Genomic DNA, 25938 nt, shown 5'->3' with positions numbered 1-25938 from the left:
GATCGGGACGGTCTGGAGGCGAACGCGTCCCAAGATTAGGGGAGCACATGTGTCTTCGATCTGCGGCTATCTCTTTATTCTACGTTCCAGTTATGTCATCCGTCGCCCAACCACAACAAGTCGCACCGACGATCCAGTCGAGGCCGCAGCAACGCGAATTTCGCGTCGATTCGCTCGCGGTGGGTATGTTGGTGATGCTTGCGATGACGATCGTCGGTCGTGGGATCGGCTTTTTTCGTGGAGTGGCATTCTGCCGCTTGATGGATGATACGGATGTCGGTCGTTGGTCGATGGCATTCGGCTTTGTCACGTTGATCACGCCGGTCATGTTGCTCGGCATCCCCGGTGTGCTGCCGAAATTCACCGAACACTTTCGTTTGAAAGGGCAGTTGCAACCTTTTGTCCGCCGGATCGCGATCGGTACCGTTGTCTGCACCGGGGTGTTTGTCGCGGCAATGGTTTGCTTCCCCGACTGGTTCGGTTGGGTCATCTTTTTGCAAAGCCAATCGGCATCGTTGATCTATGCGGTAGCCGCCGCTGTCGTTGGCATGAATGTCTATAACTTTGCGTCGGATCTGAACGCCTCACTAAGGCAAGTCCGAGTGGTTTCCGTGATGCAGCTGATCCACGGAGTCGGCTTCACCGTCTTGAGTATCACGTGGCTCGTCTGCGGTGGTGGTTTTACCGGTTTGGTTTGGCTATTTGCCGCCGCATGTCTCGTCGCGACCCTGCCGGGCATGTGGTCGCTCACTCGGAATTGGGCCGCAGCGACGAGCATTGCCGTCGATCCTGCTGACGCGGAAACGTCGCCCGAGCCCGATGGGAAAATGAGTCTCGGCTCAATGATTCGCCGTTTGGCGCCTTATGCGGCGGCGTTATGGATGACGAATCTGATCGGAAATCTCTTTGAGCTTTCCGATCGCTATATGATTTTGCACTATTTACCGCTTCCCCCGGAAGCGTTGGCGTCGGGATCCGTTGATGCGATCCGCGAGACGGTTGGCCAGGCTGCGGTCGGGCAATACCATTCCGGCCGGATCATTCCGATGATGTTGTTGAGCGTGGGAACGATGATCGCAGGTGTCTTGATGCCGTATCTCTCCGCCGATTGGGAAGCCAAACGACTCAGTGCCGTGCGGTTGCGGGTCGGAGACGCTCTCATGGCGGTTTCATTGGTCTTCACCGTTGGCGGTGCGTTTGCGATCTTGATCGGGCCGTGGATGTTCGATGTCCTGTTGCAGGGACGATACAGCGACGGGTTAAAGCTCATGCCTCTGGCACTTTGTTTTTGCACTTGGTCGACGCTCGTTATCGTGGGGCAGTGTTATCTATTGACAGCGGAGAAAGGACGATCGGTCGCATTGGCGATGTTTGCGGGGTTGATCGCAAACCTCGTGCTCAATCTGATTCTCCTGCCACGTTTCGGGTTGACCGGTGCGGTGGTCGCGACATTGCTCGCCCATGCTGTCATGATGATCGGTGTATGGATCGCCATGGTGGTGTTTGGCTATCCGCTGAGTACTCAAACCGTGATGTTGTCGTTCTTGCCGCTGATGCTACTGGCATCCCCTTGGGCCGCGATCGTTTTTGCCGCCGCGATCGGGTGGTCGCAATGGAGTGATCCCGCGTCACGCGGTCGCATGGTGGAGTTGTTGCCGGCGCGAATTCGCAGCCGATTGTGCTGACGTTGATTTTTAGAAACATGTGGTGACATTTTTGACCGAGCGTGTTTTTCGACCTAAGTATTTAGGTAGTCGAAACGCCACCGACGCCTCGGAAACACCACATGACCAGCACCCCCCGCATCTTACTCGTTGACGACGATTTCCATCTTGCCACTTCTCTCGGCCAATGGCTGATCGAAGTCGGATATGAGGCAGAGGTTGCCAACGATCTGGGGCAAGCTCGCCGGTATCTCGCCGGACGTCCGTTCGATCTGATCATCACGGATCTGCGTTTGGGTGGAGACGACGGGTTCGATCTGATTCGGTATGCGGCCAAGCACCACTCGGGTACCGCCGTGTTGGTGATGACCGGTTATGCGACTCCCGATACGGCCGTCGAAGCGGTTCGCGCTGGCGCGTTTGATCTGTTGACCAAACCCGTCATTGACGATGAGTTGATGCTTGCGATCGATCGGGCGATCAACCACAACAAAGTCGAACAGGAAAACGAGTCGCTGCGGAAGCAGCTGGACCGACGCAGTGGGTTGGAAAACATTCTCAGTCACGACTACCGGATGATGAAAATCTTCGACGTCATTGACAGCGTGGCTGACGCGCGGGCGTCGATCCTGATCACGGGTGAAAACGGTACCGGCAAAAGCATGATCGCTCGGGCGATTCATCACCGCAGCTCTCGCCGCGGCGGCCCGTTTGTCGAAGTCGCTTGCGGGGCACTTCCCGACACGCTGCTTGAGAGCGAATTGTTTGGGCACGTGGCGGGTGCGTACACGGGTGCCAATACCGATCGGACTGGGAAATTTGAATTGGCCGATGGGGGGACGTTGTTTCTCGACGAGATCGGGACCGCAACACCTGCGATGCAGGTCAAACTGCTCCGTGTGCTTCAAGAGTTCGAGTTCGAACCGCTCGGTGGAGTCGAAACTCGCAAAGTCGACACCCGCGTGATCTTGGCGACCAACCAAGACCTCGTCAGCGGAGTGGCCGACGGAACGTTTCGTCAAGATCTCTATTACCGAATCAACGTCGTTAATATCGTGTTGCCGTCGCTCCGAGAACGCCCGGGCGACATTCCGTTGTTGGCAGACCACTTCATCCGCGAAGCTGCGGAAGCTGCGACACGTGAAGTGGAAGCGTTCGATCGCGAAGCGATGGCGGCGCTGCAAGCGTATCATTGGCCGGGCAACGTGCGACAACTCGAGAACGTTGTCGAACGAGCCGTGCTGCTGGGAAGTGATCGCATTCTGGGCATTCACGATTTGCCGCCAGAGGTCCTCGGGGTCACCAAAAGTGGCGACCGTGACTTCAGTTTTTCCGCAGCCAATCACGCCTCGATGTCGCCGGTTTCACAAGAAGCCTCAATGGCGTCTTCCGTCGGCGGAAAGAGCCTGCGAGAAGCCCTCGAAGCTCCTGAACGCGAGATTATTCTCAACTCCTTGCGTCGACATGCTTGGAACCGTGCCGCGACGGCAGATGAGTTGGAAATCAACCGGACGACGTTGTACAAGAAGATGAAACGACTCGGCCTCGACGACCCGCGATTGCAATACGCTATGTGACCGGGTTAGGCTAAACCGTGAGCGACCCATGGTTGGAGTGGTGGATCGGTAGCCAGATTCGCAACCAAATTTTATTGTCTGGCACCTTGGAACGCAGCGGTGAGTTTGATGACAGGCATTGTGGTAACGGGTGGCAGCAGTGGGATCGGTCGCGCGATCGCGATCCGGTTGGCTGAGGATGCCTCTCGGCAGAACTCCGCTAATTCGGCGCAGGTGTTGGTACACTATCGACGCAATCGTGACGGTGCGGTCGAGACCGCTGAACAGATCAAACGTCTCGGTGTTTGCTGCGAAATCATGGCCGCCGATTTGAGTCGGCCGGACGAGGTGCATCGTTTTGCGAAAGATGCGATCGAGCGTCTCGGCGTGATTTCGACATGGGTCAATAACGCGGGCGTCGATGTTTTGACCGGCGAGGCGGCATCGTGGTCGTTTGATGAAAAGCTGCGAATGCTGCTCGATGTGGACGTCTGTGGCACGATCGCGTTGTCGCGAATCATCGGACCCGTGATGGCGGATCAGGCAAAGCCGGGTGATGTCACCCCGTCGATGGTATTTATCGGCTGGGACCAAGCTCCGGTGGGCATGGAAGGCGACGCGGGGATGATGTTTGGTCCCGTGAAGGCCGCCGTGATGGCGTTTGCTAACAGTCTGGCACAAACGCTTGCCCCACACGTTCGCGTCAACACGGTCGCTCCAGGATGGATTCAAACCGCGTGGGGCGAAACGACGAGTGCATATTGGAATGAGCGGGCAAAAACGCAAGCGTTGATGAACCGATGGGGCCGCCCCGAAGATATCGCAGAAGCGGTCGCGTACTTAGCGAGTCCCAACGCCGGGTTCGTCACCGGGCAGACCATTAACGTCAACGGTGGTTGGAACCGCAAGTTCGAAGGCCGCCACGACGATTCGTTGTAAACGCCTCGCCGCATGTTCGCCACATGTAGCTCGGTCTCTCCGAGACCGAGAATTCGCGAATGAAGTTCGCGTCCCGATTCACAATGGAATTACCGAGTCTCGGAGCGACTCGGCTGCGTGAAATCGGCTCTCTCGATATCCTCAGACACTCATTTGGACGAGTTCACGGGCACTTGCGTTGGCGTTGGCCGTGATCGCCTTTTGTTCGAGTTTCTCGTCGACGAGGTTATAGAACACGTCGCGTTGTCGGGCTTCGAAGCCGTGTTCTTCGATCGCTTCGCGGATCTGTTGCAGCGAGAGGTAATGAACCGTGCCCGCTTCGGCGACGACGTTTTCTTCGATCATTAGGCTGCCCATGTCGTTGGCGCCGAACATCAACGCCATCTGGCCGATCTTCAGGCCCTGCGTCACCCAACTGCTTTGCAGATTCGGGATGTTGTCGAGATACAGCCTCGCGACCGCCAGCATTTTGAGGTATTCGAACGAACCGATTTTTGGCAAATCGCTCATCTCGGTATTGTCGGGTTGGAACGTCCAGCAGATGAACGCGGTGAAACCGCCCGTTTCGTCTTGGACTTCTCGCAGCCGTCGCAAGTGTTCGACGCGTTCGGCAAGCGTTTCGACGTGACCGAACATCATCGTCGCGGAGCTGACGCCGCCGAGTTCATGCCAAGCACGCATGACGCCGAGCCAGTCATCCGTCATGACTTTTCCGCGGGTGATTTCACTCCGCACGCGGTCATTCAAAATTTCAGCACCGCCCCCGGGGATACTTCCCAAACCGGCGGCCTTCAAACGCGTGAGGACTTCCTTAATCGGCAGCCGGTTGATTTTGGTGAAATGGTGTAGTTCGGGTGGTGAGAAACCGTGGATGTTGATCTCTGGGAATTTCGCTTTGATCTCACGAAGCATGTCTTCGTACCAATCAAGCTTGTACTTGGGGTGCAGTCCGCCTTGCAGCAAGATCTGGTTGCCGCCGAGATCAACGGTTTCCTGAATCTTTTGCAGCAGCACTTCACGCGGCAGCACGTAGCCTTCGTCGCTCTTGGGGCCACGATAGAACGCACAGAAATCGCACACGGCGGTGCAGACGTTGGTGTAGTTGATGTTCCGGTCGATGTTATACGTGCGATACGGCTCTGGGTGCTTTTGCCGCGAGACCGTTTCCGCTGCCGCACCGATGGCGGCGAGGTCGTGAGATTGCAGCAGCGTGATCGCGTCGGCGTCACTCAAGCGTTGACCATCTACGACGCTGTCGAGAATGGAGCGAACGGAAGCAGAGGAGGAATTGGCAACAGGAGCGTTCATGATGCGTCAGGATGTTCTGGCACGAAAGGAAAAATCAAAAGTCATCAGGCGTTGGGGCCGGGGGCAACCGACAGCGGCGGAACCAATCCGATCGCTTCGGCTTTCTTGCGAAACAGAGCCAATCCGGACCGTTCGCCGGGACCCATGTAGAAATGCAGGTTTTCGGCAAAGTAACGGTGCAGGTCCTCATTGGTGAGACCTTGCGAGGCGGCTTCGCGGATCGCGATCGATTCAAAACGCTGCACGCCGTCGTCTCGACTCGCGTTGAGCGTTTCGTTGATTCGTTCGAGTTGCTTAGGGTCTTCGGTGACTTCGCGACGGGCGACCCACATCGCGAACACAAACGGCAATTCGGTCCAGCGGCACCAGCGGTCGCCCAGGTCCCAAATTTCTTGGTAGGTTCCGTGCGGCGGGTGCATCGCTCGATCGCCGATCATCAACACCGCGTCGGCGTCCAGGTCGGCAGCCTCCGAACCGATCGGAAACGGGACCGTCTTTGGACGTAGCGAATGCATCTCCGACAGGAGGACTTGGGCCATCGCGGCGCTGGTCCGGCTGCCTTCATCAAGAGCAACCGTTTGGATTTCGGGTATCGGCACCCGGCTGAGTAAGCGGACACTCCACACCGGCCCACGGCAGGCGATTGCTGCGTTGGACACGATCTCGTAATCGGCTTGATTGCGAAAGTACTCAACGCTCGGGATCAACGCCACGTCCAACTCGCCGTTTGCAAGATCCGAGGCGAGCCGTGACGGCAGGTCCAATCGCAGGGTGCCCCAATTCATCAACCGCTCGTCGAGCGTTTCGACCAGCGGTTTCGTGTTGAGATAGGAGACGGCGCCGAAACGGAGCATGGAGACGTGAGGGATGCGAGTGAGATGGGAAGGGGGAAATGGCTCGGAACTAGAACCGGCGGTCAACTGAAAAGTCCGCGATCCGGATGAGCGATTCGAGCGCCGGCGAAGGTGCCAATGAGTCGATCGCGGCGATGGCACTGCGTCGGTACTGATCGGCGATGTCGCGAGTGTATTCGCCCGCGTCGCTTTTCCTCAATAACGGCCCAATCCGCCGCATCCGCTCGGCGGGTTCTGCCCTTAACGCGTCGATCGCCTGCGAAGCGATGTTGGTGTTCTCGTGACGGAGCAAGCGGATCAGTGGCAGGGTGATTTTGCCCTGGGCCAGATCGGTGCCGAGCGTCTTGCCGACTTGCTCGCCGTCGCCCCATAAATCGAGGTAATCGTCCGCGATCTGAAACGCAATGCCGAGGTCGTTGCCGTAGTTTCCCAATGCGGCAACCAACGATTCGTCGCCACCGCTGAGTTGGGCGCCGAGTCGACAGGAGACACTCGTCAATTCGGCCGTCTTGCCGCGAATGATCTCAAGATAGGTTTCCTCGTCGATGTCGAGCCAGTCGCGACCGAGGATCTGGCGAAGTTCACCTTCACAAACTCGTTGGGCCGCCTGTCCGACCCAGCGACAGGCGAGCGTCGAGGGTAGCGTCGCGGCGAGACAGAAACTTTGAGCGAACAGGTAATCGCCCAGCAGGATGCTGGTGTCGTCGTTCCAACGGGCGTTGATCGTCGGCACGTGACGGCGGGTGTCAGCTTTGTCGAGCACGTCGTCGTGCACCAGGGTCGCCGTGTGGACCATCTCGACCACCGTGGCCATGACGATATGGTCGTCGCTGATCAGTTCGTTTTTGCGGGCCGCGTCGTTGTCGTTGATTGCATCGTTATGATGGGGCGAATCAGTTGCTTTGGTGAGGTCTGCGGAGGTCGCCAATCCTGACAAGAGCAACAGGGCGGGCCGCAGTCGTTTGCCCCCGAGTTGGGTGCCGTGACGCAGTACCGGCACGAGTGCTTCGTATTGCGATTGCAACTCGAGGTGTAGCCGGGCGTCGACAGCCACCAAATGTTCGACAATCGGTCCATAAACCTGTCTCATCGCTTCGGCGGCCCGGTTCGGGCACGGGACCGCGGTCGGAGCCGCTTGTTCGTCCCTGCGGCCGATCTCGGCTGATGGCGACGAAGTCGACTCCGCCAGGGCAGCCTCGGACGAGCACTCGGAAGCAGTAGTCAGTGGGTCCATCAAACGTTTGACCGTGGAAGGAAAGCGATTAATCATTGAATGTCAGCCGACTCCTTTTGAGCAGGCTTGCAGGTTGGTGACTTCGTGACTGCGGGGGCAAACTGTCGGCTATTTTTGAAAACCGAATTCCCGCCGTCTGGGGCAACCGAATGCCGGTTAAAGTCGGGAAAATACGCCAGACCGCCCGCCTTCTTTCGAATCCAGCCTAGTTTCGACGATCACCATCGAGCGGTCGACGCTTTTGAGCATGTCATAGACCGTCAGGGCTGCCACGGAGGCCGCCGTCATCGCTTCCATTTCCACGCCGGTTTTGTACGTCGTCCGAACTGTCGCGGAGCATCGTAGCGTTTCTGAGTGGCCATCGGCAGGGTCGTTTGCGGCCGATTCGCTGGGTGAGAGCCACTCAAACTCGACATGGACCCCCTCGATCGGGATGGCGTGGCAGAGCGGGATGAGGGTCGAGGTCCATTTGGTCGCCCCGATCGCGGCGAGCCTCGCGACCGAAAGGACATCTCCCTTACAGCTGTTGCCCGTTCGCACCGCTTGGGCCGCCGTCGTATTCATCCGAATCGCTGACGATGCTGTGGCCGCGCGAGCGGTAATCGGTTTGGCCGTGATGTCGACCATGTGGGCGTTGCCGGCATCATCGAAATGGGTGGAGCCCAGGGAATCAGATTGGCTCATGCAATCCAACCTTTTCGTGAAAAAAATAGGAATTAAGACGGTTGTAGGAATCTTGCGGGGGGAACCCAAGCACGTTTGGGATCGTCGTAACGGTACCGGAAAATTTTTTTTGGTCCGTTTCGATTGATCTTGACTCGCGATTGACGGTGATTGGCGGCTCGATTGGCTGATAGTGGTTATTCGTGCTGAATCACATTAAAGAGTTACCCCGGTTTTTCTCGACACTAAGCCTTGGAAGGACACTTTCCCTTTTGCTTCGGTTTCTAAACCGGCGGAGGTGCCTCGCGATTTCGATCCGAGGCATCACTTGCACGGCAGCTAGAGTACCGAAGCGGTTGGTGAAGGTCGACGGACACCCAGGGGGGAATTCTGGGAAACGTGCTCGGGTGCATCGCCACCGCCACTTGTTCGATGAGACGCAGTCTCGGGGAATTCGTGTCGGCGGTGACAACAAGAGCACGGTCGATGAGCGATCGTACAAGACCGTTTCATTGAGAGTAGATGATTCGCCAACGTTTGTGCCGAGCCAGAGCTTGAGACAGACGCCGGTGAAACCCACTCTCAAACGAGACATTGTTTTGCGACGACGTGACACGCGGCATCTGATTTTTTCCCCCGAACATTCACGTACCCGCGTGGATGATCCACCTAATATTTACATTTATCAACCGCGAGGATCCCACTTCGGCAAAGCGTTCAGCAGGATGCGAGCCGGCTGGCCCAGACCCAGCGTTTAGAAAATCGTTTCGTCGAATCCGTTGCGACCCACCGCAACATGAAAGATTTCAGCCGACACGATTCGACGAACGACCAAGGGCCATCGAGGAAATGGTTACCGACGCACCATTTTCTCAAGGGATGAATCAACGAGGCGTTTGGAGAACCTAGAATGAAGGTCTTCACAACTGGTCAGGTCGCAAAGATCTGTAAAGTTGCTCCGAGAACTGTTAGCAAATGGTTTGACTCGGGGCGTTTAAAAGGCTACCGGATTCCCGGATCGCAAGATCGGCGGATTCCGCGAGAATATCTGATCAAATTCCTGAAAGAGCACGGCATGCCGCTGGGCGACCTGGAAGACGAAGCGATGGCGAAATGCCTGATCGTCGCCCAGGATCAGGTGTTGATCGAAAACTTGAAGCGAGAACTTCCCCCTGAAAAATCGTTTAAGGTTGCAGTCGCAGCCAGCGGTTTTGAAGCCGGGATTCAAGCCGAGAGCTTCAACCCGGACTGCATCATCGTGGACTTTTCGATCGGTAAGATCGAAGCGGTTCAGATTTGCCAAAATCTGCGGAAGAACATCGACTTCACCGACATCGTCCTGATCGCGTTGCTGCCCGATGACGGCCAACCGATGAGCTTCGATCGAAGCAGCATCAACGAAACGTTCAAGAAACCATTCGACGCGCACTTGCTCGCCGAACGTTTGCGAACTCTCGTCGGTGCAAAGAAAGAGTTGGTTTAAATACCAACGACATCCTCGCCTCGCTCAAAAACGCCACTGACGCTTGCCCGCTCGCGTCCGTGGCGTTTTTTTCGTTTTTCCGTTGGTATGGCCCGATGAGCAATTTGCAATTTGTTGCTAGCTTGTCTGCCTGGTAGGCGTCTCGCACGTCTGCGTGTTACCTCCGCCAACGAGAACTGAAATCCATGACCGGTATCAACCAACAAAACCGAATCGCCCGCCTCGCCGCTTCGATCGCCGATCTCGAAGTCGACGCCCTGCTGATTTCCGACGAAGTCAACGTCCGCTACCTCAGCGGATTTACCGGCGACAGCACCTGGTTGCTGGTCCGTCCGGATGCCTCCGCGACCCTCCTCTCAGACGGACGCTACAAGATTCAACTCGCCCAAGAGTGCCCAGCCCTGCCGGCTGTCATTCGGCCACCGAGTCAGAAAATGGGTGAACTGCTGGCGGAAGTCGTTTCCGGTTTATCCGGCGTGCGACGGATCGGACTCGAAGCCGATCACGTGCACATGACGATGTACCGAGATCTGCAAAGCAAGCTGTCCGACGTGACCTGGGTTGAGACCTCTGCTCGTGTTGAGCGGTTGCGAGCGATTAAAGACGCCGACGAGGTCGCCACCATTCGTCGTTCGATTTCGATCGCTCAGCAAGCTTTCAAAAGCGTGACGGCAAACTTTTCTGCGAAAAAAACAGAAGCCGATATCCACTACGAACTCGAAGCCGAAATGCGCAGTCTCGGTGCCGAGGGGGTTTCGTTTCACCCGATCATCGGTGCCGAACCCAATGGAGCCTTGCCCCACTATCACCCCGGAAATGTCCCGTTGGGCGATTGCCGAACGCTGCTAATGGACTGGGGGGCGAAGGTGGATGGGTATTGCAGCGATTTGACCCGAACGCTGCACCGGCCCGGTTCCAAATCCGCCACATCGGATCGCTTTGCAGCCGCTTATGAAGCGGTTTTGGAGGCCCAGTTGGCGGCAATTGCGGCAATCCGCGATGGTGTCGAGGCGGTGACGGTCGACGCGGCAGCCCGGGCTGTGCTCGCCAAAGCGGGGCTCGGCGATGCCTTCAATCACGGCCTCGGGCACGGATTTGGACTACAAATTCACGAGGATCCGCGGATGGGACCGTCCTCGACCGAAACGCTCCGCACCGGCATGGTTTTGACTGTCGAGCCGGGGGTTTATTTCGAAAACGAATTCGGAATCCGTATCGAGGACGACCTTCTCGTCACCGACACCGGATGCGAGGTGCTCAGCGACCTGCCCAAGGGTCTCGATGATTGCCCTCTCGTGATGTAAAACAACGCGTCACTTATCCCCGCCCCCCATAATCTCGTTTGTAAATCAGGCCTTTCGCATGACTGCTGATTCGCCCAAAAGCGGCTCCACTTCCAAGAGCGATCGCTCGAAATCCTCGCAGGCCTCGCGCTCGGGCGACGTTTTTGACATCGATCGCATTCGCCAAATCGTTGAGTTGATGGAGCAACATGAACTCAGCGAAGTGGATTTGCAGCAATCCGATGACCGCATCCGATTGACCCGTGGCAGTTCCCAGGTGCCTGCCGCGGCACCGCCCGCGTACGCGCCACCGGCTGCCGCACCGGCCCCCGCTCCCGCGGCTGCGGCACCCGCCCCGGCCGCCGCTGGTCCCGCGGCCCCGCCCGCCGGAACGATCACCATCAACTCGCCCATGGTCGGCACCTTCTACGCCCGAGCGAACCCGGAAGCACCGGCGTTTGTCAAAGTCGGCGATTCGGTAAGCGAAGACACCGTGGTCTGCATCGTCGAAGCCATGAAGGTGTTCAACGAAATTCCCGCCGAATGCAGTGGTAAAGTCGTCGAGGTGCTCGCCAGCGATCAAGAGGCCGTCGACTTTGGTAAGCCGCTCTTCCGCATCCAAACCGGTGGCTAAACGATGTTTCAACGTATCCTGATCGCCAACCGAGGCGAAATCGCCCTGCGTATCGTTCGAGCCTGTCGTGAGATGGGTATCGAGTCGGTGGCTGTGTATAGCCAAGCCGACGCGGATTCGATGCACGTCAAACTGGCCGACCGCGCCCTGTGCGTGGGCACCACTCGTAGCTCGGACAGCTACCTGAAAATTGACCAGATCATCGCCGCGGCTGAAGTCGCTGGCGTCGACGCGATCCATCCCGGCTACGGGTTCCTCGCCGAGAATGCCCAGTTCAACGAGATGTGCCGCAGCAGCGGTTTTGAATTCATCGGCCCTTCGCCGACCGCCATGGAGAAGCTGGGCGACAAGAACACCGCCCGCTCGATGGCTGTCGCGCAAGACGTCCCTGTCGTGCCCGGCAGTGACGGGTTGATCTCGGATTTCGCTCGAGCCGCCGAAGTCGCTCATGAAATCGGATTCCCTGTCCTGATCAAAGCCACCGCGGGTGGTGGCGGGAAAGGCATGCGAGTCGCCGAGTCTGAAGAGGTCTTGGTCAGCCAACTCGAAGCGGCCCGTAACGAAGCCATCGCGGCGTTCGGTAACGGCGGCGTGTACCTGGAAAAATTTGTCCAGCAGCCACGTCACATCGAAGTCCAGGTGATCGCCGATACTCACGGCAATGTGTGTCACCTTTTCGAGCGTGACTGCAGCGTCCAACGTCGTCACCAAAAGCTCGTCGAAGAGGCTCCGAGCCCCGACCTGCCGCAGGATCGCCGCGAAGCGATCTGCGATGCCGCCGTTCGCATGATTCGCGGCGCCGATTACTCCGGTGCGGGAACGGTCGAGTTTATCGTCGACAAGGACTACAACTTCTACTTCATCGAAGTCAACGCGCGGATCCAAGTCGAACACCCGGTATCAGAAATGGTCACCGGCGTCGATTTGATCCAAGAGCAAATCCGTGTCGCGTCTGGCTTGCCGCTGTCGTTTGCTCAGTCGGACTTGACGTGCAGCGGTGTGGCGATCGAGTGCCGCATCAACGCGGAAGACCCGACCAAGAACTTCCAGCCCTGCCCGGGTAAAATTCATTCGATGTTCGCTCCGGGCGGATTGGGGGTGCGATTCGATTCCCACGCAACGACCGGGTACACCGTTCCACCGTACTACGATTCGATGATCGGCAAATTGATCGTCCATCGCCCCACGCGTGAAATGGCGATCGCGACGATGTTGCGGGCATTGAAGGAACTTCAGGTGGAAGGCATTGCGACCACGGTTCCTTTTCACCAGTGGATCCTCAAAGACGAAGCGTTCCTCGGTGGCAGCGTCGACACCAAATACGTCGACCGGGCTTATAAAGGACAGTCGTAACCGACGCCTGGTCTAAGATTCGCGGGCATACCCGACGGAACCGATTTGGTTCGTTTCCCAGGCATGCCCCGCGGGCGATCCACGATCGTTATCATCAATCGGTGCCCAGTTGCAGTCGCGTCAGTCGTCTGCCGGGGCACCGTCTTTGAGCACAAACTTGGCCTTGAGTCGTGCGACTTCCATCGCCAAGTCAGCCCCGATCACGCTGTCGAGTACCTCTTGGAAGTCTTTGTACGCGTCAGGGGCTTCGTCTCTCGGGTAGACCCGACAATTGCTGACGATGTCGTGGTCGAGCAAATCTCGGTCGACGTTTGTTTGTGATAAGTTCTTCTTCGCTTTGGTACGGCTCATCTGGCGACCGGCACCATGGTTCACGCTGAAGGCAGATAATTCCGCCCCCGGTCGTGCGACCATCACGCTCGACCCGTCACGCGGATTGCCGGGCAAGAGAATCGGATGCCCGGTGTGTTCGAACTCGGTGCCGGTCAATTGCGGGTGTCCCGCCGGCAACGCTCGCGTCGCTCCTTTACGATGGACCCATTGCATTTGCCCGTCGATCGGTTCATGCCGGACGATGTTGTGGCTGATGAAGTAGATCAGTTCGCCGCGAATGCCGGGGAACACATCACGGAACGACTCCAAGATCAACGCATTGATCAGCATGTGATTGACGGTGGCAAAGTTCGCTCCCATTGCCATGTCGCAGAGGTATAGTTGCCCTGCCGGGGAATCGACTTCCGCGTAAACCAATTGTGGGTCGCCCGCGGGAAACGCGAGGCCGGATTTTTGAAAGCTCGACTTCATCGCGCGAAATTGCCCCATGGCGAGATCGTGACCGAACCCACGCGAGCCACAGTGCGACAGGAAAGCAACATGGTTATGACGCAGTCCAATCTGTTCGGCAATCTTGCGGGCGTGCGGATCCTGTGATACCTGCACCACCTCGGCTTCACCAAAGTGATTGCCGCCCCCATAACTGCCGAGTTGTCGGTACTTGCTCTCGATGCGGTCAAGCTTGTCGCGGTCTCGACCCATCCACTCCAAGCGCGCGGCGAGCGTGTCGGAGGTACCATCGGCTGCCGTGTGATAAGCGTCTTCACAGCGATCAGCCCATGTTTTCGGGATCCCGAGTTTTTTCAATACCGTCTTGGATGCTCCTTCGGTCGCGACGCGAAACCCGAGTGCTCCATCGACGCTGCGAGATTTGGGGGCATGGCGTTGTCCGCGTCCGGCGCCCGTCGGAACACGTTTGGCAATCGCTTTGATCACCTGCTTGCGAACCGAATGGTCCTCGATCGCCGCAGCGGGCAAATCGGTTTGCAGCAGACTCATCGAACACTTGATATCAACGCCGACCGGTCCCGGGTAAACATGCGACGGGGAAACCATCACGCAGCCCACCGGCGCACCGTAGCCGACGTGTGCGTCAGGGTTAAGTACGACGCGTGAGACGCCGGGTGCGAGTCGGCTGTTAATTGCTTGTTGGTATGTTTGCGGCCCAAACGATTCACGAATCGACTCCGTTCCGATCACGGTGATCGGGCTCATCGAATCACCTACAGGCAACGTAGCCGTTGCCGGTCCGGTGACGTCGAGCATTTGATGAGTCGTGTCCATGAAAGAGTCAATTTGTGTCGTTAGCTATCGATCAAGTGAACGGGGGAAGTCAATGAGATCGGTGGATCGAAAATTGTCGAGTATTCATCTCAGCAGTCTTTCCTGAGACGGGATCTCACTGACCTAGGTTCGCACTTACTTTGAGATTCGGTATCGGGGCAAGGACTTCCCGTGACGTGGAACCACTAAAATCTCGCTGCCGTCGCGTAGGAAATGACACTGTGCGTCCTTGATGTGTGCATCCAATTCGCCTCGTTGAATCGTTTTTGCTTGGCGGTCAAGAACGACGAAACACCCGTCACCGATCGCGGCCACATGAGTCGTGCTCAGTGCGATCGTGATGTAGCCGCGGACCGCCGTTGGCAAAGGGACCATCCCCAGCGGTTCTCCGTCGGGGTCGTAAATGGACACGATGCCCTCGCACAGAACCGCGAAGGATCCATCGCTCGCGATCGCAAGTTCGTCGAGATAATCAAACCAACGGCCGTCAGGGCGACGTCGGATTATTCGTCGAACCTGATGGTCGCTACCAATGATCTGTACTTCGTCAAACAGCATTTCGACCTGATTGTTCGTGCCCGGCTGGTACCGCACCTGTCGACTGTGACGTGGCAGTTTCACAGGATTGAGCGGTCGACCGTCTTCGTCAAACCTGATCAGCGCAGTAGCCGCCCGCCCTGTCTCAACGCACAGTGCCGACTCGTTTTCATCGTTGACGCTGATGCACGGGAAATGGATTTCGCCATGGTAGTACTCGCTCGGGACGACGCGTGTTTGCAGGAACCGTCCGCTCGCGTCAAATACGTGAGTGCTTGCGGTACGTCCATCCACCACATGGATTCGTCCGTCGCGATCAACTGTGCTGCCGGATAGCTCGGTAAGTGGATTGTCTTGCGGGTTCGGCCCGAGAACACGGTCAACGAAACCCGTTTTGTCGAGGCGGTAGATCGCTGTGTGGTCGCTCATCCAAATGTCTTGGTTGGGTGCAATGACAACGTCATAATCGTTGATTTTGCGGTCGTCGGCGAATTTCGGATGAAGGTCGCTGATAACCGATCCGTCGTTGTCCATAACGACGTACGGTGGCGTGCCGCCAAAGTCGTGTACCAGAATCCGACCATCGGCGAATGCAAGCACATCGGTCGGGTAGTTCGCTTCACGTCCCCAAGCGTCATCGAGGTTGACCTGCCGAAGGTATTTTCCCTGGCGATCAAACCACTGTAATTGGTGACGCACGTTGTCGATTACGATGACTTCGTCATTCGTGGTGACTGCGATCCCGTCCGGGCTGAAAAGGGCTCGCTCATCCTGTCCGGTATGTGATTCGACTTGCCATGATCGTTTTCCGTCGGCATCAAAACCGACCAGTGCATCCGTGATCGTGCTTGAATAGTGTGTTCTTTCCAGGATGACGAAACCGCGGTCAGAGAACGCACGCAATTGTTCCACAAAGGAACAATCAAATGCTTCGATTGGGGCCGCTTTGCGGTCGGCGATATCCACCCACCACGCCTCCGATTTGCTTTCGCTGCCGTATTCCGATCGCGTGACAACGAACCGTTCTCCGCTGATCCAAACGCATGATGACCAAGTGAATTCTCGGTCCGGTGCCGTGGTAGGTTCAGTGGCCACTGGAATTTCGAGGTGATTTTTCCCGTGTTCGTCGACAAGTACGAAAACGCTTTGTCCGTTTTCATCTTCGCGCATCCATCCGATTCGATTCTGCTCGTCGACCGTAAAGTCGAATACCCGTGAAATAGCGGGGGCCGATTCGTTCGTTTGCAACTCAATCGGATCGAGACGTTCCAGCGGCTGCATGATGAACGCAGGGGCCGGCATGGGGTTGGCGACATTACGGTTGCGTGGGAATGCTTCCGCTAGCGTCATGGGGCGCCTGTTCTTGCGTGACACTTCCCAGCGTCCCGCTTTCAGCTGCGTTTCATAGGTGACCGCCTGTTGATCGGCGGCGACGAATAGTTCGAACTGCCTCGCGTCTTTCGATTCGAGAATGGCACTGTTTTCGAAGATGAGATCACGAAGGCGGTCTGCGAGCGTCTCGTCCCCGCCACCTTCGTAGTCGCGCGGATACTCGATCTGCCACACGACTTCAGCGTCCTCGTCGACGACTGTAAACTTGGCGCCCGAGATTGAGTCGTCTTCCGTTTTTGGTGCGGGATATTCATGTCGCCACCAGTGCAGCAGTATCAGCGGCGTGCCTGCAATTGGTTTGGCGGAAATGAGAAAACGAGTGTGTTCGGAATCCAGCATCTTCTCGCGCGGTGACACTTCTTGCAGCTTTTCACCACTCGAAATGCGATAGATCCACCATTTCTCTGCGCGACGATTGACGTCTGGGTCTTCGACGCGAAAGATCACACGGTCATTGTCTTGGTCAACGATCATCGCCAGGCATTTCGGATTCGGGGCCTCGTGCAGGAAACGGCTTCCCCGCCGAACGGTGCTTTCGTTGAGGCGGGGCGTTCCGTCGGCGTTGAGAATCACGACACGGAAATCCCCATCGCCTTCCTCTGGCCCCATCCCTTCGAAGCCATTGCTGTAGGAATAGCCGATGATTTCACCTTGGTCGGTGATCGTGACGTCTACCAGAGTCATCGGCAGTCGAACTGACCAAATCACCTCGACGCCGCGCTGCATTCGATAGTCCGCCTCGCCGCTGCCGTCTTTATTTGACGGATCGACATGCAATCGATATTCGTTTGACCGCGAAGAATAGTCTGCGGGATGGACGACCAGCTCATCGTCGGCGACCGCGAATGAACGGAAGACAAATGGTTCGTGATCTGACGCGGCACTGGCGATTCGTGATTGAATCATCCAAGCGGAACTGGCGCACAACAAGGCGACGATCAATGCCGACCCAACGATCCACTTCATTCGTTTCACAATGACGGGCTCTCAGCAACAGGGGCATGTGCGTGGTGGAAGCGTTTAGGACTGCACCAAAGAGTCGCCACCTCTTGATCACTGAGCCAAACGGATCCCGGCAAATTGCCAGCGAGCGTCGGGTGGGAAGAAGTTACGGTAGCTCAATCGAATGTGGTCCGACGATGTCGCGCAGGACCCGCCCCGGAGCACGAATTGGTTACACATGAACTTTCCGTTGTATTCACCGAGGGCGCCGCCGACTGGACGATATCCGGGATAGGGTAGGTACTGGCTCGCTGTCCATTCCCAAACGTTCCCGAGAAAATCGCTGTCGCCGGTGACACGCGGATGAACAACGCCGCCCGACTGCAACAGTTTATCACAGAAAATTTCGCCTGTTGTGTCACCGGACGCGGCGTGTTCCCATTCGAATTCGGTGGGCAACCGCTTGCCACTCCACCGCGCAAACGCGTCGGCTTCGAAGTAACTCACATGGCAAACGGGTTCGTCCAAAACGAGCGGGCGCACGCCGGAAAGTGTGAATTGGTGCCAATCGCCGTTTTGCGAAATCCAGTGCAGCGGGGCCTCCCAACCGTGCTGATTGACTGCGTCCCAACCCAGCGACAACCAGTATTCGGGTTGTCGGTAACCGCCATCGTGAATGAATTCCAAGTATTCGCGATTGGTCACGCATCGCGACGCCATTTGATGTGGGTGAATGAGTTCGCGGTGCCGTGGGCCTTCGTTGTCGTACGCGAATCCATTACCGTCGTGTCCGACTTCGACGATGGTTTCATCAGAGGACCGCCATCGTAGCGGCGACGCTTTTGGTGCGGTTGTGGAGTCGAACGGGTCTTCAGCGTAGATCGGGTGCAACGGGTTAGACGCCAGGGCGTGTTTGACGTCGGTGAACATCAATTCCTGGTGTTGCTGTTCGTGGTTGAGGCCGAGTTCGAGCACCGACAACTGCGATGGGGACAATTCGCTTTCGCTCAGGAGTTCCGTTACGGCATCGTCCACATGCCGGCGGTAGTCGATCGTTTCGTTGAGCCCGGGGCGTGAAATTTGGCCACGCCGGTTGCGAGGGAATGGCTGACCGACGGAGTTGTAGTACGAGTTGAAGAGACGTTCGAAGCTCGGGTTGAAGGGGGCAAACCCTGGGCGTTCTTTTAATAAAAACGTTTCAAAGAACCAAGTCGTGTGCGCCAGATGCCACCGCGTCGGGCTGGCGTCGGGCATGGATTGGATGGCGCAGTCTTCGGCTGAAAGCGGCGCTGCGATCCGCATGCTCAGTTCGCGAACGCGGCGATAACGATCCTTTATCGATTCGCTGCTTGCCTTCGTGGTCGCATCGGTTAGCCGTTGCGATGTTTGTTCTGCTGTTTGCGTCTCAGTTGCCATCGTTTGATTCCAGGTACATCACTGCAAACCATTCCCGTTCATCCGTCCATACTTCGCGGGCGGTGAAGTCGGTCGCGGCGGCCATGTCACGGAAACCCTCAATCGTATACTTGTGCGAGTATTCGGTGTGAATTCGTTCGCCTTTTATAAAGTGGAATTTGTGTCCGGCGACATGAGTCGTTTGATCGCATGTGCTGACAATCGAGATCTCAATGCGTCCATGTGTTTGGTCGTAAACGGCGAGGTGTTCGAATTGGCTAACATTGAATTCGCCACAGGCCTCGCGATTGATCCGATGCAGCAGGTTCAAGTTGAAGGCTGCGGTAATGCCTTGCGAGTCATTGTAGGCAGCGTGAAGGACATCAGTGTCTTTCTGTAAATCGAAACCGATCAACAAACCTCCCTTAGGGCCAACCAAATCGTGGATGTTTCGAAAGAGTTTCAGCGCGTCTTGTGATTCAAGGTTGCCGATCGTCGATCCGGGAAAGTACACGCAGACTTTTTCACCGCGTACCGAGGGAGGGATTTGAATCGGTTGGGTGAAATCCGCGACGAGCGGATGAATGTCGAGACCGGGATGTTCGACCCGAAGTCTGGTCGCCGTTTCCAGCAGATGTCCCCGCGAGATATCAACGGGAAGATAAGCGGCTGGCTCGCGAAGATGGTCTAGGAGGATGCGAGTTTTTTGGCTGCTACCGCTGCCGAGTTCCACGAGTGTCGCGTTGGAACCAATTTGGTCCGCGATCGCGTCCACATTCCGATTCATGATCGCTAGTTCGGTGCGGGTCGGGTAATACTCACTCAGTTCGCAAATTTGATCAAACAGTTGCGACCCGCGACGATCGTACAGGTGTTTGCAATGCAATCGCTTGGGAGTTTGTGAAAGCCCTTCAATGACGTCTGCGGTGAATTCATGGGATTCGACCTGGGTTGCGTTCTTACGTCGGGAGGCACCAAAGGATGCGGTTGTCGAGGTGTCCGCCGCAGTTTGCCGCGGACGAGAGGTGACAGGCGAGTAAGTCATGGCTAATCTGCAGCGGTTCGGTGGGAGATAGGAGACTCATGCATCCGCAAACGACGTGCCTAAGCGGGGGATGCGTCGATGGTACGTCGCCACGCGAACAGCATCCAGGTTTGTCAAGGAGCGAGTGGACTAGTGTGGCCTCTGGTCCGGTCCCACGTTGACGCGTCGTGAGGTTTCGCGAGTTGTCGGGCTGCTCGTCGACCAATGCTACCCGGCTGGGCCGTCGGCCCTGTGTTTATGTTGTAACGTCTGAACCAACCCGATGGGCACGGCAGGACAGAGTTCGGCAAGACAGGGCTCGGCAAGACAGGGCTCGGCAAGACAGGGCTCGGCAAGACAGGGCCGGGCGAATTGACGGGGCTGTGCCCCTCAATCAGCGAACGCAACGTTCGCCGCAAAGCTGAATGCTAGCGAAACGTTTGGTTAAGAATTGGCTTGTTGCTCAAGCTCATGCTTTGTCAGCATGAATGCGTCGAGTGAGACACGTCCGTCCACGCCGTACCGCTAGTTTTTTTGCGATTGGGCGCGGGCCCTCCGGTTCTGGCAACCCTATCTCTAGGTTCGCCAACGCACTCGCAATCTGCGAGCACGTCGGTATTGCAAGCGAGTGCTGTCAGGCTATGCAGTGATCGAGGCGATTGATCAACCACCCGGCAAGATCCAAGTCGCAGGTTTGTACGTTTCTGCGATCAGCCGTCGACGTTGGTGGTGCCTGTGATTTTATCGCTGTACATGGCGAGTGTTCCGAGCACTTGGTCGATGGCATGCGGGGTGACGTCGTGCGATTGCAATGCCGCGGTGAAATGACCGACGAACTGCGAGAAGTGCTGCCTGGTGATGCCTCGTCCTTGGTGGACGCGTGTAAGGTCGGCACCCGTGTAGTTGATGTCACCCGACGTGATCGAGGCCATGAACTCGGTCTGCATCCGAACGAGTTTGTCCATTTCGACACCCTCGAAGAAATGGCTCAGGTCTTTGTCGGCGAGTACGCGAACGTACATTTCGTCGACGACTCGCCGCAGTCCCTCGGTTCCGCCGAGTTGGGTCAGAAGATCAGGTTCCGCTTCGCTCATCGAATGAATCTCAAAACAGTGCAGCTAGTAGGGGCATGTCCGAGCGGATAAGACGCAGGCATCAAAAAAACTCCGCTCGCTCATCCGAGTGAGTTGGGGCCAGGGCTCCAACCGTTCAAATGCTTGGTCTGCTTTCAGGTGTCGGGTGAGCGAAACCCATGATGAGTTTCGCTCTGTACTCGAACAACTGAAAGACTTTGTGGCTTTCCAAGCCGCGGGAACTCCAAGTATAAGTCGGAGTGGTACGCGAGCTTTGTTTGCCACTTAGATCATCGGGGTCGGTTCGTAAGGGATGTCTTCGATCAAGTCCATCGGCAACGGAGCGACGGTCATGCCGGCTTCTTTGCAGATCGCGTCGATTGCTTCTTGTGCTTTTTGCACGAGGAACTCGCGAGTTTGTCCCTTGTACTGCAGCGTCGAAGCCGTCGGGCTGATCGGGCCAGCGAAGTTGCCTTCGTTGAGGTGCTTGACGACCTTGACGTGATCGAGCGGTCCGTGCAGTTCCGGCAGGATTCGATCGTGGGTGGTTGCCGCACTCGGTTCGACGTCTTCAGGGATCGAGCCCAAGCGAACGGCGACAATCTTCTCGCCTGGGATTTCGCTGAATTGATCCATGGCTCCTTCGCCGACGATCCAGTCCCAGGTGTCGATGAGGTATCCGACGCTCGGAATCGCATCGACGAGTGCGCGGAAGGTTTCGACCTTCGAGATGAACGGGAACTGCTTGCCTTCGATGTGCTCTTTGCCAGCCCGGAAGCCAACGCCGAGTTTGATGTCGCGAGCGCCGAGGACGTCAGCGATTTGGCTGATCCGGCTGCGTTGCACGTCGAAGAATTCGTTAAACGGAAGACGATCCGTGGCGGCAGGAACGCGAATCAGGGCGCGGTCCACTTCGAGTTGCTGTGCGATTTCGCTGAGCGGATGCAATGTTGCGACGCTCGCGGCGAACGCATCGTCGTCTGCGTCGAGGTTAAGCGCCAGGGTAAACGTACCGATGCGAATGTCTGCAGCCTTGAGGTACTTCGAAGCTTCTTCGAACGATGACCGTTGCGAGCGACGCAGCATGTCGTGCATGTCGATATCCATGCCACGGAAGGCATAGGTCAGTGCCAATTCAATGAGTTCGCTTTGGCGGCCGTTGATACCGAGGGCTTGAGGACAAAAATTCTTAAACACGTCGTAGAGTTCCTTGCTAATTGATGATGGATCGTTACTGGATTGTTTTGGAAAGAGGCCGATGGTTTATCGACGTCGGCCTCGTGAACCGTTTGACGTGTTTCCACGTCCGCCGCCGCTGCTGCCTCCACCTCGAGGGCCGCCGCCTCCGCCACCGCGTCGACCGCTGAGGTTTTTATCGACCATGGCGTTGACGATGGTGTGCCAAGTCGGGAAGTCTTGGCCTGCTGCCGATACGTCCGAGCGTGAGTCGCGGTCTCGCGAATCCCGGTCTCGGGAATCGCGGTCACGTCCACGGCCTCGGCCGCCACGTCGTGGTCGGTCCTGTCCGCTATCGTCGTCTTTGCGACCTCGATCGCTCGATTCGGCTGCGGTCTGACCGCGACGGATCGTTTCGATTTCGTCATCGTCTTCGAGGTCATCGTCGAACGCCGAGCGTGGTAATTCGTCGGATGGCTTCGAGGCCCGCGCGGCTGTTTCGGTGTCACCGCTTTCAGCTGAGCCGGCACCGCGTCGTCCGCGACGTCGACCGCCGCGTCGCGACCGTCGTCCGGCGCGAGGGCCGTCTTCGTCATCGCTGTCGCCGCGAGAGGAGGATCGAGCGGCACCCGATTCCACGCCGAAATCGTCGGACGTGTCAACCGAATCCAAGTCGTCGAACAGGTCAGCGGCGAACCCGACATCGCTGTCGTCCTCGTCGTCGAGAACCGGTTCACGGGTCCGAGCAGCCGGTTGGGTGGAGCTTTCGCGTTCACCGCGACGAGAATCACCGCGGCCACGGCCACGTCCTCGTCGTGAGCGGCGGGGTGACTCAGTGGTGTCGGAGTCTCGCTCGGGAGTCTCTGAGGATTCCTTGGCGACAACCGTCACGCCGAAATCGTCGTCTCGATCTCGTGATCGTCCGCGACCGCCCCGTCCGCGTTCTTCCGATGTATTTTCTTCATCGCGTCCACCGCCACGACGGGATCGCCCACGTGACCGAGATCGCGAGTCGTTGTCGGCGGGGGCTGTGTCTTGTTCGCGAGACGGGCCTGAGCTGGTGCTTTCACCGACAGACATTCCGGCCAGATCGTCTTCGCTCATCCGTTGACGTTGGCCACGTCGACCGCGGCCACGCGGGGGCTGTGCTTCACGAGGCGAGTCGTCGCGGTTGCCGCGTGATGGCGAGTCGGCTTTGGATTTATCGTCGCCACGACCGGTCGACCGTTCACCGCGGGAAGCGGGGCTGCTGGTCGTCGCCGATGGTGAGTCGTCTTCAGCTTCCGCGTCGTCATCTTCGTCAACGAAGCCGAACGGTTCGTCCAAGAGATCATCGTCATCCTCAGCGGAAACGACTCCGAGCCCGTCAGCGAAACCGGAGCGTCGTGGTGGCCGGCCGGAACTCCGTTCGGTGCTGCGGGTATCTCCCGAAGCGGTGTGTTGGCGAGTCTCGCTGCTCGAGCGGGAGCTTCGCCCCGCACTCAATTGCGATTCACGTTGTTTGATTTCAGCTTCAGCGGAGGCGAAACTGGCCGTTTCTGCTTTTGCCGGAGTAACCGACGGTTCATCGTCAGGGATACCGAATCCAGGCAACTTCGGCGGCGGTTGGACAGCCGTCAATGCTTCGAGAACATCGAGATCCGATTCGCTAGAGTCAGGTTCGCTTGAGTCCGATTCGCTCGAAGGAGCGGAGTGGGCCGATCGCAAGCTGGAGCGACTGGAGTCGCTCGCTTCAGACTGTTCGGGGCTGGCGGTTTCGGCGGCGTCGGGCGTCGTTTCAGCAGCGACTTCTTTTTCCGCGGGTTCGGACTCCACTTGGGGGTCGTCCTGCTTAACTTCTGCCGGCTCTGGGGGACGTGGTGTACCCAGCAGGCTGGCGAGAATGTTCCAATTATCGGGCATGGGGATAGAAAATCCGATTGGAATCGGCGGGAGAATCCACCGCCGATCAGTTGTGTGAGGTTGTTTCCTCGTAGGTATACCCTGTCAAGCGTTATCTCCCAAGGGTGAATGTCCCAACGAATCTTGTAATCGGCATACCCGTTACCACTTGGGAGGATTCCGTCGAAGCGCGACCAGGGCACCGGCCAACGTATCCGGACTGCGAAAGATGTAAGAATTTTAGGGGCGTCTTTTTTTACCGAATCGGCGTTTTCACTTTTCCGTTAGTCATGAAATTACGGCGAGATCCAAATCGAGATCGAATTTGTCGTCGCTCCGCCAAAAATCAAGTGATTGACAACCCAGCCATCACTACCCAATCTTGATCTCGACTCTGGCAAATGGGCCGGGGTCGGGTGAGAGTGAGTACCGGTCGAATCAGTTGACGGGTGTTCAGAATCTGAGGGCGGTGCCCGAAGACTCTCAAGACACTGACCAGGAAACGTCAGGCGGCGCGTTCCCCACCAAGGACCACGGTTCTTGAAAAGCGTTCCGTTGTGGTTTTTCCCCGCTGTTTCAGTGGTTTCGATCCTCGTTGGAATGGACCTTATGAACCGAGCCCAGCTCGATTCGATTCGTGATGCCGGACCGGCAATTCTGCCTAGCGTGCTGAATTGCGATTTCGGCAATTTGATGGCTGAAGTCGATCGACTTCGCGAGGCCGGCACCGAGATCTTGCATCTCGACGTGATGGACGGTCACTTCGTTCCCAATCTCACTTTCGGCATGCCGATCGTTGAAGGGCTGCGGCGACACACGGACATGCCGCTGGACGTGCATCTCATGATCAGCGATCCGTTGGCGTACGCCAAACCGATGGTGGATGCGGGCGCCGACCTGCTGACGTTCCACGTCGAAGCGGTCAAAGATCCGGTCGATGTGGCCGGCAAAATCAGTGATCTCGGCGTCGGGGTCGGCGTTGCGATCAATCCGGGAACGCCTTTGAGCGATCTCGATGTCTGTTTGGACTGTGTCGACATGGTTCTGGTGATGAGCGTCGAAGCCGGTTTTGGCGGCCAATCGTTCAATCCGGTCGCAATCGATCGGATCCGGGAATTGCGCTCACGTCGCCCCGAGCTGTTGCTCGAAATCGACGGCGGGATCAACACGTCCACCATTGGCCTAGCCCGCGAAGCCGGTTGTGACCTATTTGTCGTCGGTTCGGCGATTATCTCGAGCGACGACTACACCGCCGCCGTTTCGGATCTCACCGAGGCGATGATGTCCGCGAATGGGGGTGCACGATGATCTCATTGAGAGCTGCCGCGAGGTCTCGCGTGATATTGATTCGTCCTGGCGCGACCTCGTTCGATGAACAGGGACGCATGAAGGGGTCGCTCGACATGCCTTTGTGTGAGCGTGGAAGAGAGCAGGTGCAGAACCTCGCCGAAGAACTCGCCGGGATTCGCCTCGACGCGGTTTATCATGCCCCGTGCGGGTCAGCCCGTGAAACCGCGGCTGTGCTCGTCGAGGGACGCGATCTGCGGCCCAAGATGATCGAAGGCTTTCGGAACGTGGACCATGGGTTGTGGCACGGAAAGCTGATCGACGAGATTCGTCGTAACCAGCCACGTTTGTATCGCAGCGGTGCCGAAAATCCGGAAATGGTGTGCCCGCCCGGTGGCGAATCGATCGACGCCGCGGCCACACGCGTGATGAAAGTGATCAACCGGGTATTGCGAAAAAGCCGCAATCAAGTCGTCGCGTTTGTGATCCCAGATCCGCTGGCCAGTCTCGTGGCGGCGGAGCTGAACGATGAAGCGATGCCAGATATCTGGAAAGTCGAGACCGACACCGGAAGTTGGCAGTTGATCGAAGCGGATTGCTAGAACATCTTTGCCGTAGCCACCGAAGGATTTCAAAAGTAGCG

The 25938-nt window shown here is 57.4% G+C and carries 20 protein-coding genes; 9 read left to right on the top strand and 11 right to left on the bottom strand.

Translation table 11 applies throughout. The features are described from left to right. The first annotated feature begins 92 nt into the window (after positions 1-92). The 3 genes from NB063_RS07560 (at position 93) to NB063_RS07550 (ending at position 4159) form a co-directional block, all read left to right on the top strand. Positions 93-1685, top strand: a complete 1593-nt coding sequence (locus NB063_RS07560) for a lipopolysaccharide biosynthesis protein (protein ID WP_250928152.1) — start codon at positions 93-95, stop codon at positions 1683-1685. 101 nt (positions 1686-1786) lie between these two features. Then, positions 1787-3241 carry a sigma-54-dependent transcriptional regulator gene (locus NB063_RS07555; protein WP_250928151.1) on the top strand — a complete coding sequence of 485 codons (1455 nt, stop codon included), beginning with the start codon at positions 1787-1789 and terminating at the stop codon, positions 3239-3241. Between the two features lie 108 nt (positions 3242-3349). Continuing rightward, positions 3350-4159, top strand: a complete 810-nt coding sequence (locus NB063_RS07550; protein ID WP_250928266.1) for an SDR family NAD(P)-dependent oxidoreductase — start codon at positions 3350-3352, stop codon at positions 4157-4159. Between the two features lie 141 nt (positions 4160-4300). On the opposite strand, the gene mqnC is transcribed toward NB063_RS07550, so the two are convergent. The 4 genes from mqnC to moaC form a co-directional block, all read right to left on the bottom strand. Continuing rightward, positions 4301-5467 (bottom strand): cyclic dehypoxanthinyl futalosine synthase, encoded by a 1167-nt coding sequence (gene mqnC / locus NB063_RS07545; RefSeq protein ID WP_250928150.1) that lies wholly within the window; start codon positions 5465-5467, stop codon positions 4301-4303. A gap of 44 nt (positions 5468-5511) precedes the next feature. Next, a complete protein-coding gene (locus NB063_RS07540) occupies positions 5512-6321 on the bottom strand; it encodes a menaquinone biosynthetic enzyme MqnA/MqnD family protein (protein WP_250928149.1) in 810 nt (269 codons plus the stop codon). 49 nt (positions 6322-6370) lie between these two features. Then, positions 6371-7411, bottom strand: a complete 1041-nt coding sequence (locus tag NB063_RS07535; RefSeq protein ID WP_407652570.1) for a polyprenyl synthetase family protein — start codon at positions 7409-7411, stop codon at positions 6371-6373. A 300-nt stretch (positions 7412-7711) separates the two neighbouring features. Next, on the bottom strand, positions 7712-8239 hold the full coding sequence (moaC, locus tag NB063_RS07530; RefSeq protein WP_250928148.1) for a cyclic pyranopterin monophosphate synthase MoaC: 528 nt from the start codon (positions 8237-8239) through the stop codon (positions 7712-7714). Between the two features lie 889 nt (positions 8240-9128). Here moaC and NB063_RS07525 point away from each other — a divergent pair. The 4 genes from NB063_RS07525 (at position 9129) to accC (ending at position 12971) form a co-directional block, all read left to right on the top strand. Beyond that, a complete protein-coding gene (locus NB063_RS07525) occupies positions 9129-9701 on the top strand; it encodes a helix-turn-helix domain-containing protein (protein ID WP_007329551.1) in 573 nt (190 codons plus the stop codon). A 185-nt stretch (positions 9702-9886) separates the two neighbouring features. Further along, the gene (locus tag NB063_RS07520) at positions 9887-11005 is read left to right on the top strand and encodes a M24 family metallopeptidase (RefSeq protein ID WP_250928147.1); all 1119 of its coding nucleotides are present in this window, start codon (positions 9887-9889) and stop codon (positions 11003-11005) included. A 58-nt stretch (positions 11006-11063) separates the two neighbouring features. Continuing rightward, a complete protein-coding gene (gene accB, locus NB063_RS07515) occupies positions 11064-11618 on the top strand; it encodes an acetyl-CoA carboxylase biotin carboxyl carrier protein (RefSeq protein ID WP_250928146.1) in 555 nt (184 codons plus the stop codon). A gap of 3 nt (positions 11619-11621) precedes the next feature. Beyond that, positions 11622-12971, top strand: coding sequence for an acetyl-CoA carboxylase biotin carboxylase subunit (accC, locus tag NB063_RS07510; RefSeq protein ID WP_250928145.1), 1350 nt, complete (start codon positions 11622-11624; stop codon positions 12969-12971). Between the two features lie 120 nt (positions 12972-13091). On the opposite strand, the gene NB063_RS07505 is transcribed toward accC, so the two are convergent. The 7 genes from NB063_RS07505 to NB063_RS07475 all read right to left on the bottom strand — a co-directional run bounded on the left by NB063_RS07505 (position 13092) and on the right by NB063_RS07475 (position 24029). Further along, the gene (locus tag NB063_RS07505) at positions 13092-14588 is read right to left on the bottom strand and encodes an RtcB family protein (protein ID WP_250928144.1); all 1497 of its coding nucleotides are present in this window, start codon (positions 14586-14588) and stop codon (positions 13092-13094) included. Positions 14589-14723: 135 nt separating this feature from the next. After that, positions 14724-17483 (bottom strand): NHL repeat-containing protein, encoded by a 2760-nt coding sequence (locus NB063_RS07500; RefSeq protein ID WP_250928143.1) that lies wholly within the window; start codon positions 17481-17483, stop codon positions 14724-14726. Positions 17484-17570: 87 nt separating this feature from the next. After that, positions 17571-18875 (bottom strand): ergothioneine biosynthesis protein EgtB, encoded by a 1305-nt coding sequence (gene egtB, locus NB063_RS07495; protein ID WP_250928142.1) that lies wholly within the window; start codon positions 18873-18875, stop codon positions 17571-17573. Then, a complete protein-coding gene (gene egtD / locus NB063_RS07490; RefSeq protein ID WP_250928141.1) occupies positions 18865-19899 on the bottom strand; it encodes an L-histidine N(alpha)-methyltransferase in 1035 nt (344 codons plus the stop codon). Before egtD ends, egtB begins: the two co-directional genes overlap by 11 nt. Before the next feature lie 689 nt (positions 19900-20588). Then, a complete protein-coding gene (locus NB063_RS07485) occupies positions 20589-20972 on the bottom strand; it encodes a group I truncated hemoglobin (RefSeq protein WP_250928140.1) in 384 nt (127 codons plus the stop codon). Positions 20973-21236: 264 nt separating this feature from the next. Continuing rightward, positions 21237-22148 carry a TIM barrel protein gene (locus NB063_RS07480; RefSeq protein WP_250928139.1) on the bottom strand — a complete coding sequence of 304 codons (912 nt, stop codon included), beginning with the start codon at positions 22146-22148 and terminating at the stop codon, positions 21237-21239. Positions 22149-22214: 66 nt separating this feature from the next. After that, a complete protein-coding gene (locus tag NB063_RS07475) occupies positions 22215-24029 on the bottom strand; it encodes a hypothetical protein (RefSeq protein WP_250928138.1) in 1815 nt (604 codons plus the stop codon). A gap of 588 nt (positions 24030-24617) precedes the next feature. Here NB063_RS07475 and rpe point away from each other — a divergent pair. Further along, positions 24618-25316: a ribulose-phosphate 3-epimerase gene (rpe, locus tag NB063_RS07470; RefSeq protein WP_250928137.1), complete on the top strand. Its 699-nt coding sequence runs from the start codon at positions 24618-24620 to the stop codon at positions 25314-25316. Next, entirely contained in the window at positions 25313-25897 is a 585-nt protein-coding gene (locus tag NB063_RS07465) for a histidine phosphatase family protein (RefSeq protein ID WP_250928136.1), read from the top strand. Before rpe ends, NB063_RS07465 begins: the two co-directional genes overlap by 4 nt. Positions 25898-25938 lie beyond the last annotated feature (41 nt).

The organism is Aporhodopirellula aestuarii, from assembly GCF_023701485.1.
Taxonomy (GTDB): Bacteria; Planctomycetota; Planctomycetia; order Pirellulales; family Pirellulaceae; genus Rhodopirellula; species Rhodopirellula aestuarii.
Note: the sequence above shows the minus strand (reverse complement) of the source record. Positions and strands in the feature narration are given on the sequence as shown.